At 44.2% G+C, this 21,693-nt stretch carries 12 protein-coding genes; 11 read left to right on the top strand and 1 reads right to left on the bottom strand.

Going from position 1 to position 21,693, the window contains the following annotated elements:
• Window positions 1-73 precede the first annotated feature (73 nt).
• Together QL982_RS00320 and QL982_RS00315 are read left to right on the top strand one after the other, a co-directional pair.
• Window positions 74-3,475 carry a BamA/TamA family outer membrane protein gene (locus tag QL982_RS00320; protein ID WP_290164895.1) on the top strand — a complete coding sequence of 1,134 codons (3,402 nt, stop codon included), beginning with the start codon at window positions 74-76 and terminating at the stop codon, window positions 3,473-3,475.
• An 84-nt stretch (window positions 3,476-3,559) separates the two neighbouring features.
• Window positions 3,560-8,554, top strand: a complete 4,995-nt coding sequence (locus QL982_RS00315) for a translocation/assembly module TamB domain-containing protein (RefSeq protein ID WP_290190108.1) — start codon at window positions 3,560-3,562, stop codon at window positions 8,552-8,554.
• A 575-nt stretch (window positions 8,555-9,129) separates the two neighbouring features.
• Here the strand turns inward: QL982_RS00315 and QL982_RS00310 are convergent.
• On the bottom strand, window positions 9,130-9,294 hold the full coding sequence (locus tag QL982_RS00310) for a hemin uptake protein HemP (RefSeq protein WP_010200173.1): 165 nt from the start codon (window positions 9,292-9,294) through the stop codon (window positions 9,130-9,132).
• A 291-nt stretch (window positions 9,295-9,585) separates the two neighbouring features.
• On the opposite strand from QL982_RS00310, the gene QL982_RS00305 reads away from it, so the two are divergent.
• From QL982_RS00305 to QL982_RS00265, 9 genes are all read left to right on the top strand, one after another.
• On the top strand, window positions 9,586-10,716 hold the full coding sequence (locus QL982_RS00305; RefSeq protein WP_290162911.1) for an NUDIX domain-containing protein: 1,131 nt from the start codon (window positions 9,586-9,588) through the stop codon (window positions 10,714-10,716).
• A 664-nt stretch (window positions 10,717-11,380) separates the two neighbouring features.
• Window positions 11,381-12,547: a lipocalin family protein gene (locus tag QL982_RS00300; RefSeq protein ID WP_290162909.1), complete on the top strand. Its 1,167-nt coding sequence runs from the start codon at window positions 11,381-11,383 to the stop codon at window positions 12,545-12,547.
• Between the two features lie 399 nt (window positions 12,548-12,946).
• Window positions 12,947-14,389, top strand: a complete 1,443-nt coding sequence (locus QL982_RS00295; RefSeq protein ID WP_290162906.1) for a glyceraldehyde-3-phosphate dehydrogenase — start codon at window positions 12,947-12,949, stop codon at window positions 14,387-14,389.
• 295 nt (window positions 14,390-14,684) lie between these two features.
• Window positions 14,685-15,899 (top strand): Obg family GTPase CgtA, encoded by a 1,215-nt coding sequence (cgtA, locus tag QL982_RS00290; RefSeq protein WP_290162905.1) that lies wholly within the window; start codon window positions 14,685-14,687, stop codon window positions 15,897-15,899.
• Window positions 15,900-15,977: 78 nt separating this feature from the next.
• On the top strand, window positions 15,978-17,150 hold the full coding sequence (gene proB / locus QL982_RS00285; protein WP_290162903.1) for a glutamate 5-kinase: 1,173 nt from the start codon (window positions 15,978-15,980) through the stop codon (window positions 17,148-17,150).
• Window positions 17,151-17,243: 93 nt separating this feature from the next.
• Window positions 17,244-18,380 carry a uroporphyrinogen decarboxylase gene (hemE, locus tag QL982_RS00280; RefSeq protein WP_290162901.1) on the top strand — a complete coding sequence of 379 codons (1,137 nt, stop codon included), beginning with the start codon at window positions 17,244-17,246 and terminating at the stop codon, window positions 18,378-18,380.
• Window positions 18,381-18,501: 121 nt separating this feature from the next.
• A complete protein-coding gene (gene argC / locus QL982_RS00275; protein ID WP_290190107.1) occupies window positions 18,502-19,569 on the top strand; it encodes an N-acetyl-gamma-glutamyl-phosphate reductase in 1,068 nt (355 codons plus the stop codon).
• A gap of 103 nt (window positions 19,570-19,672) precedes the next feature.
• Window positions 19,673-20,575 (top strand): hypothetical protein, encoded by a 903-nt coding sequence (locus QL982_RS00270; protein WP_290190106.1) that lies wholly within the window; start codon window positions 19,673-19,675, stop codon window positions 20,573-20,575.
• A gap of 195 nt (window positions 20,576-20,770) precedes the next feature.
• On the top strand, window positions 20,771-21,166 hold the full coding sequence (locus QL982_RS00265) for an ATP-dependent Clp protease adaptor ClpS (protein ID WP_290190105.1): 396 nt from the start codon (window positions 20,771-20,773) through the stop codon (window positions 21,164-21,166).
• The last annotated feature ends 527 nt before the right edge of the window (window positions 21,167-21,693 follow it).

The following is a 21,693-nucleotide window of genomic DNA, read 5'->3' as shown; positions in this document are numbered from 1 at the left end:
TTTATTCACCGGTCAGACTTAGCGATTGCTATCGTTGATAAGATTGTGCCGCGTGAGCTGATAGGACGTAAATATGATAAAGCAGCCTTCAACTCGAGCACGAAATGTACTGATGATACAGCGTGATACGGTCATTATCCAAAACGATAGCACTACTTTACGCACACGTACTGCAGTGCCGCGTATACATTTTACGCGTTCGGCACTTTTTACTGCGCTTGCCACCAGTCTAGTGGGTATTGCACCTGCGGCATTGGCAGACACTATTAATCATACCAATACCAGCAATCAATCTATCAATAACCACATTACTAATAACCAAACCGCGAATGCTCAAGCATTTAGTAAGCAAGCAGTCACGTTGTCAGAAGATGATACGCAGTTAGATAGGGCCTTAGATGCGCTGCGTCTAAAAAAAGCAGTAGATCAAGGTATCGTTGATGAGTCGGTATTGGATGATTATAGTGAGCAAAGCCTAGGAATAAAAAAGTCTGGCTCTAAGAAACCAACCCTAAAAAATCCCAGCACGCAAGATATAGAAGGCCTCAACGGCAGTTCAAGCACTTCATATACCCAAGATGAGTCTCAAGCGAATCTTTCTAACGATGACTTGTTGCAACAAGCCGCCGCGATACAACAGCAGGGTTATCAGATGATGACACCTGAGCAGATAGATCGTGAGCTGGCGGCGATGGATAGGCAAAACGCTCAAGATATTGATAGTATCAATGGTCATCAAAATCGCAACAATGACAGCGATTTTGATGCGCCAATCGCAACATTAAATGACACAGCATCGCCAATCGGTCTCGATGTAGAGCTAGATGCCACAAACTTGCCAGCCCCTAGCAATCTTGATACGTTAGGTAGAGGTGAAACGACAGTAAAAAAGGCGACCACTAAAGCTGTCTCTGCGACTGATGATGTCAGTGATGAAACAGTCGCCGGTACGAATGCGCCTACCAATGCAGAGGGCACAGCGACAGATATTATCAACCCTAATGATTATTTGCCCGACTATCAGAACGATACGGATGCCAGTAATCAAGGTATCGAACAGGCCAACAGACCAAAGCCGCGCGCCCGCAATCGAGGCAATATCGTCAAGCGCCTCTACAATCGCTTATTTAGTGATGGCGGTGTGATGGCTCTGCCAAATGTGGAAACCACCATTTATATAGAGCAAGTAGCGGCTGAAGATGCTGCCAATGGTAAGGCGAAACTCATCGAGGCCGACCAAGATATTCAACCGATGAAAAATATCAAAGCGGCACTCGAAGACACCAACGTTCAGTCGGTCATTGACTTTACCGCCGCGCTGCCACGTCTACGTGAAACAGCGCTGAATGCTGCTAAAGCCGTTGGTTATTATGAGGTTGAGCTGCGTTTGACCCAGCCTGATCCTGACACGATTAATGTGGTGATTGAGGAGTTGGGAGAGCCGGTACTGGTAGATAGCCGTATTGTTGAGGTTCGCGGTGCAGGCGCTGAGCAAGAAGAGTTTGCCACGCTGGAGACGGATTTACCACCGCAAGAAGGCGATATTTTCAATCACCGTGTCTACAAGAGCAGCAAAGCGGCCCTAGAATCTTTGAGCAATACTTATGGGTATTTTGATCAATATTGGTTAAATAAATCCGTTGATATCATCTTGCCAGACAATAAAGCAGATGTCTCATTGGTTTATAACACAGGTGATCGTTACAAGTTTGATGATGTGGTGTTTTTTACCTATGACAAAGACACCAATACGCTGACCCAAGATCCTGACAAGCTACCAGTAGAGCTGTCATTATTACAACAGCTCTATGGTTTTACACCAGGTGATCCTTTTTATCGCCCAGCGGTCACGAATTTTAGCAATGATTTATCAGCGACCCGTTACTTCAACACGGTCAACGTCGAGTCCATACTACCGCCAAATGATAGCAGTGAAGCCACTACCTTGGCGTTTGATAATGCTGCTACCGATGGCAACGGCACACTAGATGCTGATATCAATAATGTTGATAATGCTGGCATCGCAGACTTGGATAGCAATGCTGGCTTAGCCGCTTCTGATGTGCTGGCTCGCAGAGAAGATACGGTGAGCGATAATAGTGATATCGGTGGAGAGGGCGATAATGCGTTGAGTGCCAATAGTGGAGAAACAGTCAATGAAGCCGACATCGCTGCTATTGAGTTTGAGGCTGATGAGGCCACCCTTGATAAATTGCAGGCCGTCAAACAAAAAGCAGATCGTCTAAGTCGCTTGCCAAATGATCGAGTGTTGGATGAAAAAGATCAAGAAGCCGAAAATCTATTGGGCAAAATCAGTGACTCAATCAGTAATGTCGCTCAAAAAATATTCCCTGATGAAAAAAGCCTGCTTGCGGATGAAAACTTTGTACCGCCAACGCTAGTAGGACGTAAAACGCCGCAGGAAGTGGCCGCAACCAAAAAAGTACCGCTGTATGTTTTTGTATCCGCCAATAAACCGCGCGATGCCCAATTGGGGCTTGGTTACGGGACAGATACGGGCGTTCGCGCCACCGCAAAAATAGACTATAACTTGCTCAATCGCCAAGGCTATCAAGCAGGTGCAGAAACAGAAGTTTCAAGAATCAATAAGAACGTCGCCGTTTATGCGAGTCGGCCGTGGAAACATCCGCTCAATGACAAGCTAGATGCGCGCCTGACTTATGAAGAAGAGGTCATCGATCAAGGTAAAGGTAACTTTGACTTGTCTACCCAGACGCTAAAGGCGGCCTTGGCACGTAATATCCGCCGCGATAATGGCTGGAATCGCAGCTATTCTGTGCGTTACCGTTTGGATAAGCTTGAAACGGGTGTTGAAGGTGCAGCGCTGGATGATCTTCCTATACGCTTTACTTCCTCAAATCCCAAGCAGCGCGCGCTATTGTTTGGTTATGGTATGAATAAGACAAGTACCGACAACGCTACCAACCCGACACGTGGTATTCGTCAGTATTACTCAATAGAAGCGGGCACGGATACCGCCTTTAGCGATACGGACATGGCGATTGTGCGTGCAGGTGTGAGTGGTATTTATAGCTTTGGCGATGAAAAAAAGCACCAAGTACTGGGTAGTGTGAATGCGGGTTATATCTGGGCAGATGATTTTTATGATGTGCCTTATAAGTTGCGCTTCTTTGCAGGTGGCGATCAGAGTATTCGTGGTTATGACTATGAGAGCTTATCGCCATTAGACAAAGGCTATCTGACAGGTGGGCAAGTGCTGGCGGTCGGTAGTGCAGAGTACAACTATGAATTCAAACCAGGGTTTCGCGGTGCATTTTTTACTGATGTCGGTAATGCCTACGACAAAGATTTTGACACTGATACAAAAGTGGGTGTCGGCGTCGGCATTCGCTGGGCATCTCCAGTAGGAATGGTGCGTGTCGATGTGGCTGCTGGCGTGACAGAGGAAAGTATTCCAATACGCCTGCATTTCTTTATTGGTTCACCGCTATAATTGCTTAATGTAGTTGCTCCAAATGTTTTTTTATGACTTATCGTACCGATTGCTGGTCTTCATTTTTTAACGTAGTTGAGTGTCATGCTGACAGAAAATACCCCGCCTAATAACGCACCAGATGAAGACCCAGCACAGCGTGATGCTCGTGCCGTTAGGCGTTGGTACCCGTTATCTTTTTTATTCAAACTCCTAATATTGATTCTGATCGTACTGGCGATTATGTTTGCCCTATTCTTTTATGCAGCAGGCACTGACGCTGGTACAAAGTTTATATTAGAAAAAATCAGTGCTGAAACAGGTATCGATTTCAAATACGGGCGCGGCAATTTACGTGATGGTATTTGGATCACTGATATCGATATCGAAGCGACTGAAGATCTTGAGATATTAGTGGACAAAGCCTATGTCAAAATAGGCTGGCGCGCGGTGTTTGCAAAAGAAGTGCATTTGAGTGATGCCACTATACAGACCATCGAAATTATCAATAAAGAACCGCCCACTGATGAGCCATTTGATTATAAAACCTTAAGCCTGCCAGTCAATCTACGTTTTGATCAAGCAAAAATCAAGAAAGTTACTTATAAGCAGGTGACTAAAGAGCCTATCATTATTCAAGATATTATCGCTCGTGATCTAACGTGGGTAGGCAGTACGGTCACAGTAGGTCGTGGTGACTTGCAGTATGCTGATATCGTGAAAGTCAGTGCTTTAAAAGGTGAAATTGATTTACAAGGCGATTATCCATTAGATTTGAGTGCGATTACGGAAGTCAGTGCGCTTGAAAAAGCCTACATCGACCCATTAAATATCTCTGCAACAGGGACGTTAAAACGTACCGTCGGTAAAGTACGTAGTCGTTATAATGATAATGACGTCAGGGGCGACTTTGTGGTTCAAGGGTTAGATGCAGGTGTGCCGTTTGACGCAAAACTACAGTGGGATGATATTCTTATCCCTTATGCTGATAGCCAAAACATTCGTCTACAAAGTGGTACAGCCACTGCCACTGGTGTCATCTCTGAAATACGGTTGCGTATCAATACTGAATTGACTGCCAAAGACATTCCGTCAGGAAATTATCAAGGCCGCGCTGTCATTGCAAACAGTCAACTGCGTATAGATCGCTTAAATGCTGACGTGCCAGCTGGACGTTTGGCATTGCAAGGTATTTTGGATTGGAAGGACAGCTTTAAGGCCACAGTACGTGCGACGGGTAGTAACTTTAATATTCGCCGTGCTATCCCTGATGAGTATGCTGACTTTAAAGCTTATGCCCCGCAAAACCTCGATGGTAGGCTGTCAGTGCGTTATCAGCAGCAGAATAGCGCTGGTAATACGCAGATTGATGCAGACTTGCGTCAGCGTGATGGCGAGCATGTCAATGCCAATATAGCCAGTGGCAAAACGTCAGCGAAATCTAAGCAGGCCGCGCCTTGGTATATTGATGCCAAATGGGAAAACCTAGTGCGCCGTGATGTGCCTGATGTCGGTAATATCAATAGTCCTAGCGGGCAAGCGGATGTCATCATCCGTGGTTCACGATTATCAGTCGATGCCAATGCGGTGATCAATGAGCTCAATGTTGCTCCCAAAGGTAACTACGATGTACGTGTACGTAAGGCTGGCGACGTCATTGATGTCAGTCGCCTTAACTATAACGGCATAGTAGGGGATCTATCGGGTACTGGCCAAATTCAATTAGCAAATAAGAAGCGCCCATTGACGTGGCAGATTGATGCCAGTACCAAAGGTCTACTTCCTAACAAGTATCGAAGCGATTTACCGCTTGAGCGCCTAACAGGTAATATAAGCGCACGTGGTCGATTGTTAAATATCACCAAAAAAGGTGTCAGTGGTCAGCGCCACGTCGTTACTTTGAATAATACTGATATGCGAGTACAGCTCGATGTCACGCAAGACAGTCGCACGATTGGTGTGACGGGTGCTGGTGATGCCAGTGTCGATATCGTAAATGGTGAGCTGTCGGTATTTGATGCGCGTTTTGACGGTCAAGTTGATACAGCAGATGTACCAAAAGGACAGCTGTCTATCGATGCAGCTGGTACGCCAACGCTAATGAGTATTCGTAAGCTGAATTATAAGGGTGAAGCTGGTGCAGTCAATGCAAAAGGGGTCATCGACTTACGTAAAAATATCGGCTGGAATGTAGATGGTCGTTTTGATCAATTCAATTTGGGTTATTTTTTGCCCAACAATCCAGCGATTATCACAGGCGATCTAAAAACCAGTGGTGAATGGAAAAATGCGCCAAAGAACAGCAAAAACACGGCAGGTACCTTGCAACGCTTTGCCATAAATTTTGACGGTATATTGGATGCCGAGCAACTGCCAGCAGGCAAGCTGAACATTGAAGCCAGTGGTGACAGTCAGCTGATACGTATCAATCGTTTCCGTCATGTGGGCGCGGCAGGTAGTATCGATGCTAGCGGAACGGTCGATGTGCGCCAAGGTATCGCGTGGGATATCAACGCGGTGATGGATCGCTTTAATGTTGGGTATTTTCTAAAAGATACCCCAAGCCTTATCACCGGTACGATTGATACAGATGGCCGCTGGAGTGATACGCAGCAACAAATCAATATTAAACAAGTCAATCTAAAGGGTATGTTAAAAGGACAGACGCTGAGTGCCAAAGGTAGCCTATCAGCGAAGATGCGTTTGCCAAAAGACTTAGCAAGCTACTTCAAACAACTTCAGACCCAAGATGCCCAAGCACAATATAAGCAAGTAAATGCTCTGATCGATAGCTTAAACGCTGATAATTTGGTGCTGCGTTGGGGCGACAACTATGTCACGGCCAATGGTAATGCCAAACAGCTACAAACCAAAATTAATATCACCAGTCTAGATCAGCTGTCTAACCAACTGGCTGGTAAAATCACTGGCGGGGCCACTCTGTCTCAACCAGCTGGTCAAGCACTGCCTACTATTTATATTGATTTGGTCGGTGAGCGACTCGCGCTACCAGGCTTTATATTGCGTCAAGGCCGTGTACGCGGCAAGCTCGTTAACTTAGCCAATAGCCCCAGTCAGCTAATCGTGACGGCTGAAGGTTTGGATGCTGCTGGTCAAAGTTTTGATAGCGTCAAAGCGTCCTTTAATGGCACAGAGAAATCTCATGTGGTCGATCTAAATGTAGCCAATAAGCAACTCGATGTCGGCGCTAGGCTAAAAGGTGGCTTTGATCGAGACAGATTAAGCTGGTCAGGTGTCATTGGAAAAGGTCGCATCAAATCCAAATACGCCACTTTAAATCAATTACAACCTGCACAATTGGTTGTGGATTTGCCCAATAATCAAAAAGGTAATAACCGTGACCTAAAAGTACAGCTCGCCGCTCATTGTTGGCAGGCCACGGATCAAACGGGCAAACTGTGTCTACGTGAAAAACTGGTTGCATCGCCAGACCAAGGTGACGTCAACGTAGCCTTGCAGAATTTAGATACATCGTTATTCTCAGTGTTTTTGCCAAAAGATATTGACTGGAATGGCAAGATTAATGGTAAGGCCATTGTCGGATGGCAACGTGGTCGTCCACCAACCATTAACACCACGCTATATTCAGACAATGGCAAGATTGGCCTCGTTCAAGATGGTGAAAGCACATCAGTGACTTTGCCCTACAAGCGCGTCTCTCTCATTGCTCTGTCTGTGCCTGAGGGCATCAAGCTGCGTACTGATATCAATACTGGACGCGGCGCTCGTGGCTATGCTGAAGTGGTTGTAGATCCTTATAAAGATCCTAAACCAATCTCTGGAGCCTTGGTACTAAACGAGCTTGATTTAGCGATATTTAAGCCTTTCTTCCCTGGTATGCGCGTACTAAGAGGTAGCGTCACAATGGCAGGCGGCCTAGGCGGTACGTTAACCAAGCCCCAGTTCTATGGTGACGTAAAACTCTCTGATGGTCGTGTCGCAATGCTCGATCTGCCAGTAAATCTGTCCAATGTTAATGCTGAGGCCAAAATACGCGGCACGCAAGCGACCATTGATGGCACGTTCAATAGTGGTAAAGGGGAAGCCGCCTTAACGGGTACGGTCAATTGGCAGCAAAAACTACAGGCCAAATTAAGCATCGTTGGTGAAGGTTTGGTCATTACGCAGCCACCGCTACTGGTGGCCGAGATTGATCCTGATATCGATATCATCGTGCGCCCAGGTGATCGTTATGTCGATATAAAAGGGGCAATCAGCGTGCCGTCCGCCACCATTCGTCCGCCAGAAGCCAGCGAAGACATCATCACTCAAACCGAAGATGTGGTTGTGTTAGATCGTCGTTTGATCGGCAATATCGATGAAGTATTGGCCATCTCAAAACCTTGGTCGATCAATGCTGATATTGGTGTCGACTTGGGTGACGATATCAATTTCCGTGGCTTTGGTGCAGTCATTCCATTAGCAGGTGCGATTAACATAAATCAAAGTGGTACGGGTATCATGCGTGCCAAAGGCGTTGTGCAGGTCTCACGTCGTACCAACATCAATGCTTTTGGTCAGAGCTTAGAGCTCAACTATGGCCAAGTGCGTTTCAATGGTGATGTGATGAAGCCCAGCTTGAGTATTGAAGCAGCCAAAACCATTAATGGCAAGACAGTAGGTCTGCGTGTCAAAGGAACCACCGAAAGCCCCAATATTGTCGTCTTTAACAATGCAGGGCTGACCCAGCAGCAAGCAATGAACGCCTTGGTGACAGGTCGCATCGATAATAAGAGTGCAACGCAAATTAGCGAACAAGGATTTAAGTCGCAAGTGACCAATAATTTGGCTGCCGCTGGCTTGAGCTTTGGTCTTAGTGGCACTCGTAGCCTGACCAATCAAATCGGTCAAGTTTTTGGCTTACAGAGTCTGACAGTTGATGCCTCAGGCAGCAGCGAAGACACCAATGTCAATGTCACAGGTTACGTGACGCCTGATTTGTACATTCGCTATGGCGTGGGCGTTTTCAATGCCCAAAACAGCCTGTCTGTTCGTTATCAGCTGACACGTCGTATCTATGTCGAAGCAAGCTCAGCAGCGGAAAATGCAGTGGATGTGGTCTATAGTTGGCAGTTCTAAATTGTTTATTAGGGCGTGTCCTCAATTCAATCGATAGTCATCTAAATGGGTAAAAAATGGCTAAATCTTGCCAAACGGCGTCAAATAGCTGACTAATATCTCGATATTATCTGCGCTATTTTCCTTGTTTGACTGCGATTTATCTAGGGTCTGTTGAACATTCAAATGTGGTGCTGGCAGTCACTATTTTTTAGACAATATGCAGTGAAATTTTTGACGCCTAGTGATTCTAGGTTAAACAATTTCGCCATATATTGGCAGAAAATAGTACTGCCCTGAAAGGCTGATGCTAAAATCACCCCAAACGTTGTTGCAATCCTAGTTAAGGTCTCGACATTATCGTCGGCTTGCGCCTAATTTGGTGCAATTTTAGCAATCAGCAGCCCTAATATTTGAATGTTCAACAGACCCTAATTTTTATCACCATTTTTAAAATGAGGACACGCCCTAGTAAGACAACTGCTTTCTAGTTGATGTCAACTGAGAGAACTTTTGAAATTATTTTTAAGTTGTATAGCCTATAAAAAAACGCCTTCGTTATGAGGCGTTTTTTTATAAAAGTATAGAAAGGGAGGCTATTTGGTTAGAATCAAGCGATTGTTGCGAGTTAGGCGTAGTCGATACTCTTCGCCTTCATGCTCGATACGTACCTCTTTAGTAAGGGCAAATAGATGCTGTGATTGTAAAGTCGGTAGACGGTTTTCACGGCAGTTTAAATAACGAGAGATGACCATGCTCATAGTAAATTCCTTTTGATAAGAAGTGGCTTTAAAATTGGCTAACCATAAAGTAATTGCTTTAACGATAATAATTATCATTTAGATTGAATCAATTTGCAAGACAATTGATAAAATAAATTGCCGTTATTATGTAAACTTATCTATGCCTACTGTCATAAAAATGCTCGAGTTTATTTTTTATCTATATAAATGAATGGTTTAGGTGATAAGTCTCAACGAAAAACCTGGCCTATAAATGTTATAAAATTATTAAAAATAATCAGAGTAAACACCGAAATAGAGGATATCAGCATGCCGAATGGGCCAAATCAACCGTCAAAAACTAAGACAGACACCAAGACGAAAACTAATAAACCAAGCATCGTAAACGTTGCAGTGGCTGTTATTCATCACGGCGACAAGTATTTGCTTGGGTTTCGAGACGCGACTCAGCATCAAGGCAACCGCTATGAGTTTGTAGGCGGGAAAATAGAAGCCAGTGAGTCAGCAGAGCAGGCATTGGTCAGAGAAGTGGCCGAAGAGACAGGTATCCTAATGGACAGCAATACCATCGTTAAACTTGGGCGCTTGCATCATGATTATGGGGATAAGCAGGTTAGCTTACAGGTTTATAAGATTGAGCTGACAGCAGAGCAGTACGAGCAGCATAAACACCATGAGCAGGGTTTAGAAGGGCAGGCATTAACTTGGGTAAGCCAGTCTCAGCTTTTGGCAGGAGCGTATCATTTGCCCGCTGCTAATAAGACAATTCTGGATTGGTTAAGGCTGCCATCCACCATCGCCATTACTTACCCTTTGGCATACTTTAGCGCCCACACAGATGCTGCGATGGCATGGCGACAGTATCACCAAGAACACATAGCATCAGAGTCGTGGGTATATATTCGCTTGCAGCACTCTGACTCAGAGCATCTTGCTGACCAGCTGATGACAGCACGCCCAGATATTCTAGCGATTTTGCCCTACGACAACGAGCAGCAGCCGTCAAATATCGAAAATTTACCAACAACTCATGATGTAAAAATTGGACAGCAGATAGTCGCCAAACACCTAACACACTCGGTATTGATTCAGTGCTGTGAGGACATTGAAAACCTGCCGGCTTCTGTGCAGTTGCTACCTAGTGATTATCCATTAATCGTCAGCTGCCATGATGTCGCTAGCATCATGGCGGCCAATAAACTTGCCCGCATGAGGATACAGCGAGCGTTGCCACCAGTGATTGGCGCTTTTTTATCTCCTGTGCTCGCGACCAAAACCCATCCTGATACGCCGCCACTTGGCTGGGAAGTATGGTCAGCGTTAGCAGAGTTAGCTGATATGCCTGTCATTGGGTTAGGTGGTTTGGAGCCTGTAATGCTCAATCAAGCATTGCAGTATGGCGGTATCAGTGTGGCAGGTATTCGTCAGTTTATATCATAGAGAACATCCAAAAAATCTCTATCAGTCTCAAGGAAACATTGGCAGCCAATAAAGCCCCTGCAGTCAATAATGGCATTTGCATGAATGTGAACGCCTATTAGGGCGTGTCCTCAATTCAATCGATAGTCATCTAAATGGGTTAAAAATGGCTAAATCTTGCCAAACGGCGTCAAATAGCTGACTAATATCTCGATATTATCTGCGCTATTTTCCTTGTTTGACTGCAATTTATCTCATTTTTATCACCATTTTTAAAATGAGGACACGCCCTAAAAATTAGTAAGTAAAAACGACAGGTTTTTATTTTATTTATCCAAACAGTAACTATGTGGTTGTGATGTGTGCATAAGACACCTTATCCACATAGTTACTTACAAACCGTTGCGTTTTCCTACATTGCGACACTGTTTTAATAGTCAAGTTGTCCTTAATATAGAATACCTAATTAAAGAGTGTTTACTCTATCATTCGTAAGCAAGCTGCCTATTATTCAAAAGCAAATTGCCTATGAAAATATATTTTGACCTTTGTAATAACATCAAATTCTATAGCGTTGGTTTACTTGTTAGACACGCTTTTTGAGTTTGACGACGTTCAGAGAGTTAGACTAGGTGGATAAATACACAAAGAATTTTTCACAGTCATTATTAATAACGGTAATTCTATGAAAACCAACAAGTTACCTAAGTCAGGATGGTCTGATTCACAGGAAGCTGGTTCTCAATCTCAGCAGACTAGTCAGTCAAGCAGTTATTATCTGAATAAAGATAGTGCGCGAAAGGCAGGCTATGCCAGCAATGATGCTAGCTACAACCATGACGAATCGAATGATGAGTATCCGAGCCATTCGGTAAAAGACACGTCTTCGCCAGACAGCTATTTTGGGTACAAAAGCGTTGTCAAAAGCCTGCTAAAGGCAAAAGAGTCTGCTATGTCTGATAATGACATTACGAAAAATAATGATTTGAAGAGCAGTCTTGATCAGTCCCAAGGACTGACTCTGCCTGCGCCACTCATCTCAGCATCTGTAGATGACCAAACGGATCTCTCGACAGATACGTCTGAGCATAGAGACTTCGAACAAGAAACCGATTCGTCATCGGATACCACTCACTCATCATATAAAGAAATACCGGAGCGCATATTTATGAATGGACTGATTAAGCATACAGGTATTGCCTTAGCGATTATTATACCATTGGCTGCGTTTTCAGCTTATGCTGCTACGCCTCCAGTCAATGCAGCGTCTATGGCTGCTACCAATGCAACGATGGATAAAACGCCAACAGAGACTCTGTCTATCGAACCAAGTAACATCATTCATAAGTCTGCAAATACCCCAACGACAGTCGATAGCGTCGACCTCGAAAAATATGCTGGAACATGGTACGAGATAGGGCGCTTACCGATGTATTTTCAACGTAAATGCGCAGGTGATGTTACCGCCAATTATGCCCAAAAAGCTGATGGAAAAGGTATAACTGTCACTAACAAGTGTATGGCCGAAGATGGCTCGGAGATTGTTGCTGAAGGCCTTGCCAAGACAGCGGATGAGACTGGCAGTAAGCTAAAAGTAACCTTCTTGCCCTCATGGATTCGTTGGTTACCAGTCGGTCGTGCCGATTATTGGGTACTAGCACGTGATGCTGATTATAAGACGGCATTGGTTGGTACACCTGATAAAGATTATCTATGGCTATTGGCTCGTTCGCCTAATGTCAGTCAAGAAACCTATTCTAAATATCGTCAGATTGCACAACAACAAGGTTATGACTTAAAAGAATTTAAGCTCACACCGCAAACCAATCAGACGGTAAATTTAACGCCATAGTTGATGTAAATATAAAACGTTAAATTTTAATTGCAGAATGAGTTTGTATACCTGATTGATAACCAGTTGTTATCAGGTTATTTCAATGAATAAAAAGTCATAGTAACTCTCATTCAAAAAAACTAATAAGGCAGCATATATGGCTGCCTTTATTTTTATCCCTATTTATATATGAGTCTGTATATGAGAATGAAACCTATTATGCACACCAGCTAATCGGTTACTACTGGCAAAATGAGGCGTTTTAGGCTAAAATCTATGCGATTCAAATACTCTAGTGTCAATAACCCATATTGATAGCGGTTGATTATCATATTAGAGTCACCATTTAGAGCATACACAACCCATCTATTTCATACTTCTTCATATTTTATTGATCATACATTACTGACCATAAGGATGTTTCTCGTGAGCAACGCTGATACCTTACGCCAATTACATCAAGACCACTTAAGCAACTATAACAATCAAGAGCAACAAGCGATTGAGCTAATGGGGTTATTGAATAAGCTCTATAATGCGCAAGACGTACAAGTGACCTTGTTCGGCGAAACGCTAGACTCTACCTCAGTTGGTCAAATACTCGCTTTGCATCAAAAAGTTGCGTTGCGTGACCATGGCGCTAAGTCTATTGATATCGCTGATACTTTAGCGATGGTAAAAGTCATCGCAGAGAGCAAAGACATTCAAGCCACTCGTATCGATGTGGGTCAATTGATTGCTAATGACACTGACGTACAAGCCGCTCTACAGTCTATCAACAACGCTGGTGCTGTGAATGGCGCAACGGATGTTGTGTTATACGGTTTTGGTCGTATCGGTCGTATTTTGACCCGTTTATTGTTGTCGCAAGCGTCAAGCGCAAAAGGTTTGCAACTAAAAGCCATCGTTGTACGCCCAGCTGCTGCTGGCGACTTGGCCAAGCGTATCTCATTGCTTGAGCGTGATTCGATCCATGGTAGATTCTTGGGTGGCATTAGTATCGATGATGACAACAACGGCATGATTATTAACGGCCGTTTTGTACAAGTTATCTATGTGAAAGACCCTAGTGAAATCGACTACACCGCTTATGGTATCAATGATGCTCTCGTTATCGATAACACGGGTATCTGGAAAGACGAAGCAGGCCTTGGCAAGCATTTACAGTCTACTGGTGTGAAAAAAGTGCTATTGACTGCCCCTGCTGGCGGCGATATCAAAAACGTCGTTTATGGTGTGAACAATGACACGGTTGGTGATGACACTATCGTTAGTGCTGCCAGCTGTACGACCAATGCTATTACACCAACGTTGAATGTGTTGAATGATGAATACGGTATCGAAAACGGTCACGTAGAGACTATTCACTCATTTACCAATGATCAAAACTTGGTTGATAACTATCATAAAGCAGACCGCCGTGGTCGTAGTGCAGTGATGAACATGGTTATCACGAGCACAGGCGCAGCAAAAGCAGTGGGTAAAGCATTACCAGAATTAAGTGGTAAGCTAACGGGTAACGCTATCCGTGTACCGACACCAAATGTCAGCTTAGCAATTTTGAACTTGACGCTTAAAACAGCACCAGAAAGTGCTGAAGCGTTGAATGAATTCTTGCGTAAAATTGCTAACAGTAGCGCTTGGCAGTCGCAGATTGCTTATACAGATTCTACAGAAGCCGTATCAACTGATTTTGTTGGCACAACTCATGTCGGTATCATCGATGCGCAAGCGACTATTCTGACTGGTAATCAAGCCATTGTGTATGTTTGGTATGATAACGAAGTAGGTTATAGTACTCAGGTATTGCGTCTGGCGACACAGATGGCCGGAATTAGCTACACTCAAATTCCTGCATAGAACGCCGAATACAGTAGAGCAATAACGTCATACCAAGTATAGTACAGTAGAGCAATAGCATCGCAAAATATGCGTTGTAATAGATTCTACTTTGCATAGCTTGGTATGACTTTAACTGTCATACTTAAACACCCGATAGTCCGATTGATTATCGGGTGTTATTGTCATAATGGGCACCGGGTAAAAGTAGTATTGATACAGTGCTCGTTGTGCCACAACAAAATAGCAAAACCCCAAAATACAACCGTTGGTTGTAACCAGTTTATAGACTGGATTGTGAATTAAGGAATGTAAGATGCGATTTATTGATGAAGCCGTCGTAACGGTAAAAGCAGGTGACGGTGGTAACGGAATCGCCAGTTTTCGCCGAGAAAAGTATGTCCCACGTGGTGGACCTGATGGTGGCGATGGTGGTAAGGGCGGAGATGTTTATGTCATTGCTGAGGATAACACCAACACCCTAGTTGACTACCGTTATACCCGTCGTCACGATGCCATGCGAGCTGAAAATGGCCATAGTAGAAACTGTTCAGGTAAGGGTTCTGATGATCTTTTTTTACCTGTACCTGTTGGTACGACGGTCATTGATACCGAGACAGATGAAGTATTGGGCGATTTGATTGAAATTGGTCAGACACTATTAATTGCTAAAGGTGGTGATGGTGGCCTAGGTAATACCCATTTCAAAAGCTCGACCAACCAAGCACCGCGTAAAGCGACGTCAGGTTTTGAAGGTGAGCTAAAAGTTCTTAAGTTTGAGCTAAAAGTAGTGGCTGATGTTGGCTTGATTGGTTTGCCTAATGCTGGTAAATCTACCTTTATTCGTCAAGTTTCTGCTGCTAGACCAAAAGTTGCTGACTATCCATTTACCACACTCGTCCCGAATTTGGGCGTGGTTGATATCGGTCGTCATCGCTCATTTGTGATGGCAGATATTCCGGGTTTGATCGAAGGTGCTTCAGAAGGTGCCGGACTTGGTATCCGCTTCTTAAAGCATGTGGCTCGTACACGTCGTTTGTTACATGTGGTTGATGTAAAACCAATTGACGGCAGCGATCCGGTAGACAACGCTCGTGTTATCTTGAATGAGCTTGAACGTTTTTCGCCTGAGTTATCCAACTTGCCTCAGATTCTGGTATTAAACAAAATCGATCAGGTGCCTGAAGAAGAGTTAGATGAGCTCTGTACCCATATTGTCGCCGAGCTTGATTGGACAGGCGATGTATTTCGCACGTCAACCTTAATGGGTGAAGGGACTGATGCGGTTAAATATCATTTGATGAATGAGATTGAACTAGAGCGTGAGCGTGAACTAGAAGATCCTATCTTCGCTGAAGCACAAAGAACACGTTTTGAGCGCTTAGAAGTAGAAGTACGTCTGAACACTGAAGCCCAGCGTGAAGCCTATCGTGCAGCTCGCAAAGCGGCACGCGAAGGGTTGGATTTAAATGATGATGACGATGACGACTTTGATGATGAAGACGGTGTCGAGGTGGTTTACGTTCCATAAGTAAACAAGCTTGAACTGATGTACCTGAATTTTTTAAATCAATCCCCTAATCAATTCATAAGATAAAAAGGAGTTTATATGGCAGCTGACATAGCACAGACGACCGAAGAAGCAAGGTTTGTTAAACAGCCCCGCAACTTTGATATCCAGCGCGTTATTGTCAAGATTGGCTCATCGTTGTTAACCAATAACGGTCGAGGGCTGGATCGAACTGCCATATATGAGTGGGCAAAGCAGATTGCCAAGCTGCATAAAAAAGGTGTTGAAGTGCTGCTGGTATCATCAGGTGCCGTTGCTGAAGGTGTGGTACGTATGAACCTTGAGGAGCGCCCCAAAAAATTAGCTGCACTACAGGCCTGTGCCTCCATTGGTCAAATGGGATTGATTGAAACGTGGTGGTCAGCATTGATTCAGCATGGTATTCAAAGCTCACAGCTGCTCCTGACTCATGATGATTTGTCCAATCGTAGCCGTTATCTCAATACGACGGGTGCATTGACGCAGTTATTAGAATGGCGCGTCCTACCTGTTATCAATGAAAACGATACCATCACGATTGATGAGATTAAATTCGGTGATAACGATACCTTAGGGGCAATGGCAGCGGCGATGGTCAATGCTGACTTGTACATTATCCTCACCGATCAAGATGGGGTGTTTACAGACAACCCACGTGACAATCCTAATGCAAAAATGATTCGTCAAGAACGTGCGATGGCGGATTATTTGTTTGATATTGCAGGGGACGGCGGTAAGCTCGGACGCGGCGGCATGTTGACCAAAATCCGTGCTGGTCGCCTTGCTGCAATGGGCGGCTGCCCAACCGTTATCGTAAGCGGTGCAATTGATGATGTCATTACTCGCGTGGTTTCAGGCGAGGCAGTTGGGACATTGCTGACGACCAACGATGAAGACAAAATCATCGCTCGCAAGCAGTGGCTAGCTGCGCATCTGCGTATGTCAGGCAGCTTGGTGGTCGATGCTGGTGCAGCAAAGGCATTGACAGAACACAATAGAAGTCTGCTACCTGTTGGTGTGGTAGAGGTACATGGCGGCTTTGATGAGGGTGATGTGGTAGAAATCATCCATCAAGATACAGGCGAACGTATCGCCGTTGGACAGGTGAATTTTTCATCGAATGATGCGCGCCGTGTGGCTCGTGAGCGTACCGAACAGTTTGACAAGATCTTTGGTAGTAGTGAAGAGCGTGTCGTGATGGTACATCGAGATAACCTTGCGCTAACCGTATAACGCTTTTATTTAATATTTTTTATTCCACCTTATTTTATCCGACATAGTGTCCATCAATAAGCATGGATGGTGTGTTGTTTTGGAGATTTGTACATGAGTGCTTCAGACAGTAGTAACTCGGTTCAGCAACAGTTTGCACCCTTAAAAAATGATAGGTTACTACGTGCACTACGCTTTGAGCCCATTGATACCACGCCAGTATGGATGATGCGCCAAGCTGGTCGTTATTTGCCAGAGTACAAGGCAACTCGAGCTGAAGCAGGGGACTTTATGAGTCTGTGCAAAGATACAGACCGTGCTACTGAAGTGACTCTACAGCCGTTACGTCGCTATGACTTAGATGCTGCTATTTTGTTTAGTGATATTTTGACCATTCCTGATGCGATGGGGTTGGGTTTATACTTCGAGGCAGGTGAAGGCCCTAAGTTCAAATATCCTATCCGTGAGCAGGCCGATCTTGATAGATTACCAGTGCTTAAGCCTAACGATTCTCTTGACTACGTTATGCGCGCCGTAACCAGTATTCGCAAAGCACTGAATGGTCAGGTTCCGTTATTTGGTTTCTCTGGCAGTCCATGGACACTGGCCACCTATATGATAGAAGGCGGTAGCTCAAAAGATTATCGTTATACCAAAGGGTTTTTGTATAGCAATCCTGACTTTTTGCATCAATTATTAGATAAATTGGCGACTTCAGTCATTGACTATTTAGACGCCCAAATTGTAGCTGGTGCTCAGATTGTACAGATATTTGATAGTTGGGGTGGCGCGCTTGCTCACCGTCAGTTTATTGACTTTTCACACGTTTATAATAAGCGTATTGTTGCTGAATTAAAGGTACGCCATCCACAAATACCAGTGGTGTTGTTTACCAAAGGTGGTGGATTGTGGCTTGATACTCAGGCTGATAGCGAAGCTGATGCACTGGGTCTTGATTGGACGATGCCGTTGGATCAAGCACGTCAAGTATTGACCGAAAGTCAGCGTCAATTGACCAAGCAGCATAAAAAACTGCAAAGTAGCAAGGCTATTCAGGGTAATCTAGATCCTGCGACACTATATGGCTCACCTGCGACTATCCGTTCTGAAGTCAATGCGATGCTTGATCGTGCTTATGCCAATGGTGAAAAAACTGGTTACATAGCAAACCTAGGCCATGGTATCACTCAATGGGTCAACCCTGATCATGCCAAAGTATTTGTTGATGCAGTACATGACTACAAAATTTAAGAGCTAGAAGACTGAAAGGTTAGAACATTTAAAAGCTGTTCTAATTTTTGCAGGATTGCATGAGTCATATGCAAAATTTATCGATGTATATTTAGTATTTACCAAGGAAAAAGGGTGTCTTATGATTTCAGCAGCGATTGTTGGTGGTACAGGCTATACGGGTATTGAGTTGATTCGCTTATTATCTGCTCATCCAGAGGTTTCTATTGATTTACTGACCTCACGTAGCGAAGCTGGCACTCGTGCTGATGAAATCTTCCCAAGCCTACGCGGTATCTCTAACCTTGTTTTTAGTGACTTAGGTGATAACACACTTGCCGCATTACAAGAGTGTGATGTCGTGTTTTTTGCGACTCCGCATGGCGTTGCGATGCAGCAAGCTGAGGCACTTACCAAAGCTGGCGTTAAGGTCATCGATCTGGCGGCTGATTTTCGTTTGCAGTCGTTGTCTGACTTTGAGCACTGGTACAAACAGTCACATGCGTGTCCTGAACTGTTAAAGACTGCTGTGTATGGATTGCCAGAAATCAATCGTGACAAGCTTGCCAATGCTTCATTGGTAGGCAATCCTGGCTGTTATCCGACCACAGCGATTTTGGGTTTAAAACCTATTATCGACGCCCAAAATAAGCAAGCAGAACGTTTGATTGAATCCCGTATTGTTATTGATGCTAAGTCTGGCGTGTCTGGAGCGGGTCGCCAAGCGTCGCTTGCGCTCAATTATGCTGAATCAACAGATAACTTTAAAGCTTATAGCGTCGAGGGGCATCGTCATCTACCTGAGATTGAGCAGGGTGTTGCACAATTATTAGACAGTCAATTTACCCATCGTATTCGTTTTTTACCGCATTTAGTACCGATGATACGCGGCATGCTCAGCTCTATCCATATGGAACTGACGGATGCTGGGGCTGCTATCGACTGGCAACAGGCGTTTGAAACTAGCTATGCGTCAGAGCTGTTTATTGATGTCATGCCAAAGGGGATTTATCCAGATACACGTAGTGTACGCGCCAGCAATCGTTTACGCATTGCGATACATCAGGATAATGAGCGCGCTGATCTGACGGTTATTGTGGTACAAGACAACTTAGTCAAAGGCGCCGCAGGGCAGGCTGTGCAAAACATGAACGTTATGTTTGGGTTTGATGAGTCAATGGGACTGAACTTTGCGCCGATTGTTCCTTAACATCGACAGCTTTATATTCCAATCATTCACATTTACGGTGCTAGGTATTGATTATAAATTCGGCTATACTAACTTGTCCTTACTCTTAAGAGATATTGTCTAAATGAGTGTTCAGCTCGTACTACGCTTTTTTTCACAGCCAGCACGGCCGTTGTGCAAAGATTCTGTTATATATAGCTTGGAGTGCAAATTGCATTCCTGCAAAAGCAATCATATCCCTATAAGTATTAATGCACCTATAGATCATAACGTCGCTATAAACAGTATTGCGAATACACAGCGAGGGGCGTCTATCCTAGTATTGGCATTGTTTGTGGTTGCTATATTAGTGACGGCAGCGGTCGGTCTGATATTTGGTCACAAGCTTGGCTACCAGCGTGGCCTTCATTCAATGGAGACGGAAGCCAAACAAGCGATTATCGATAGTAATGAGGCGACACAAGCGCTAGAAGATTTGCGCCTGAGTAATAAGATAGCCACCAATCAAGCAGCAACGGCCAAACAAGAACTTGCCATCAGTTTGGCTAATCTGAATGAGCTGCGTGAAAATCAGCAAGCATTGACAGTAGAAAACAGACAAGTGTCACAGCTCAATGAATTGTATTCCGATGTCATTAGGGACAAAGGTGGGATGCCTCTACAGTTATTGGGCGCAAAGATATCGCCATTGCCTGAAAACGCGTTTGAGTACGGTTTTGATATTGGCATGCTCAGTAGTGATGGTCAAGCCAAGCGCTTGAAGCCAGTATTGACGCTGCTTAATGATGACGATCTTGTAGAAGTGCCCCTAGATCCTGCGAGTTATGCGATCGAAGGTATCGTCCGTATACGTGGCCGTTTTATCATGCCATCAGGTTTTAGACCTTTGCAAGTTAAATTGACTTTGCAAGCTGGTGATCAGGAAGTAGAGCAGCTGTATGATTGGAAGCTCGGCGGCAATGTGGATAACATGTTACCATCGCTCTTGGGTTTACCAGAAGTTGATGAAAGCCCTATCATACCTTAAAGCCTGTGTCTAAAAGTCTGTGTCTAAAAACAACACCCAATGACGACGGTGTCGTCCAATAAGAAATATAATGGCGCTATCATAATGGTACTATATAGCGATTATGCTTCTTTAAACGATGATAGACCGCCTGCCTTGACAACCTCTTCTATTTTAAACTTACCTTATAATTATATTTTGATTATGATGAAAAAAATGATATCACAAGCCACGCCAACTGTTTCTGATTGGCATTTCCCGAATCTGCCTGCTCATCGTGCCCAAGATGGCGATACAGATGGTGAAACGTCACCTCAAGCAGATGTATTGGTTGAAGAACCAGAAGTAGCCAAACCGCCCATGTATGCCGTGGTTATGTATAACGATAACTACACGCCCATGGATTTCGTTGTATACATATTACAGTCAGAATTCCGTCATAGCATGGATTCTGCAGTCGAGATTATGCTGACCATTCATAATAGTAGCAAAGGTATTGCTGGGATTTACCCCAAAGATATCGCTGAGACCAAAGCCAAAAAAGTGAACAGTCTGGCACATCGTGAAGGTTATCCATTGTTGACCCAAATCGAACCACATCAAGGCGAGTAGGGACTTCTATCGATTGTTTATAGCGTTGTTTTACGCTTGTAAAATATCAGTCTTGCTTTTAGCCAATAGTCGTCATTAGCTCACTCACATAGTGGGCTTTGTCAATTTTACGTCACTCGTGCTATATTCGACGTTCCTCACATAATGACCATTTGGCCACTATATTCACCACTTGTAGAGTCTTGTTTTTCTTATCAGACAACCCTATTTTTTAAATCTATTCAACAGGTCCTAGGGTGTGTCATCAATTAGCACATTAATACAGTTAGTGGCCTTAAAATGGCTAAATATTTGCCAAACTGCGTCAAATGACTTGCTAATATCTCGATATTATCTGTACTACTTTGCTTATTTGGCCACCATTAATCTCATTTAATCACCATTTTAAAAATGAGAACACACCCTAAAATCTTGTGTTTTTTGGCTCCTCATTTATCAATTTCTTTTTCTATCTGTTCAGTTTTCTAACCTTTGATATTCGCTGTCAGGTCTGCTGCTACTCACTCGCAGCACGCTTTGATACATTT

This window comes from Psychrobacter sp. 5A.1 (assembly GCF_030407455.1).
Lineage (GTDB): Bacteria > Pseudomonadota > Gammaproteobacteria > Pseudomonadales > Moraxellaceae > Psychrobacter.
The sequence above is the reverse complement of the archived record's forward strand: the minus strand, read 5'-3'. Positions and strand labels throughout refer to the sequence as shown.

What these genes read in the sequence shown, in the direction of transcription:
- QL982_RS00320 (WP_290164895.1), top strand. Translation starts at nt 74, where the DNA reads ATGATAAAGCAGCCTTCAACTCGAGCACGAAATGTACTGATGATACAG.
- QL982_RS00315 (WP_290190108.1), top strand. Translation starts at nt 3,560, where the DNA reads ATGCTGACAGAAAATACCCCGCCTAATAACGCACCAGATGAAGACCCA.
- QL982_RS00310 (WP_010200173.1), bottom strand. Translation starts at nt 9,294, where the DNA reads ATGAGCATGGTCATCTCTCGTTATTTAAACTGCCGTGAAAACCGTCTA.
- QL982_RS00305 (WP_290162911.1), top strand. Translation starts at nt 9,586, where the DNA reads ATGCCGAATGGGCCAAATCAACCGTCAAAAACTAAGACAGACACCAAG.
- QL982_RS00300 (WP_290162909.1), top strand. Translation starts at nt 11,381, where the DNA reads ATGAAAACCAACAAGTTACCTAAGTCAGGATGGTCTGATTCACAGGAA.
- QL982_RS00295 (WP_290162906.1), top strand. Translation starts at nt 12,947, where the DNA reads ATGTTTCTCGTGAGCAACGCTGATACCTTACGCCAATTACATCAAGAC.
- cgtA (WP_290162905.1), top strand. Translation starts at nt 14,685, where the DNA reads ATGCGATTTATTGATGAAGCCGTCGTAACGGTAAAAGCAGGTGACGGT.
- proB (WP_290162903.1), top strand. Translation starts at nt 15,978, where the DNA reads ATGGCAGCTGACATAGCACAGACGACCGAAGAAGCAAGGTTTGTTAAA.
- hemE (WP_290162901.1), top strand. Translation starts at nt 17,244, where the DNA reads ATGAGTGCTTCAGACAGTAGTAACTCGGTTCAGCAACAGTTTGCACCC.
- argC (WP_290190107.1), top strand. Translation starts at nt 18,502, where the DNA reads ATGATTTCAGCAGCGATTGTTGGTGGTACAGGCTATACGGGTATTGAG.
- QL982_RS00270 (WP_290190106.1), top strand. Translation starts at nt 19,673, where the DNA reads ATGAGTGTTCAGCTCGTACTACGCTTTTTTTCACAGCCAGCACGGCCG.
- QL982_RS00265 (WP_290190105.1), top strand. Translation starts at nt 20,771, where the DNA reads ATGATATCACAAGCCACGCCAACTGTTTCTGATTGGCATTTCCCGAAT.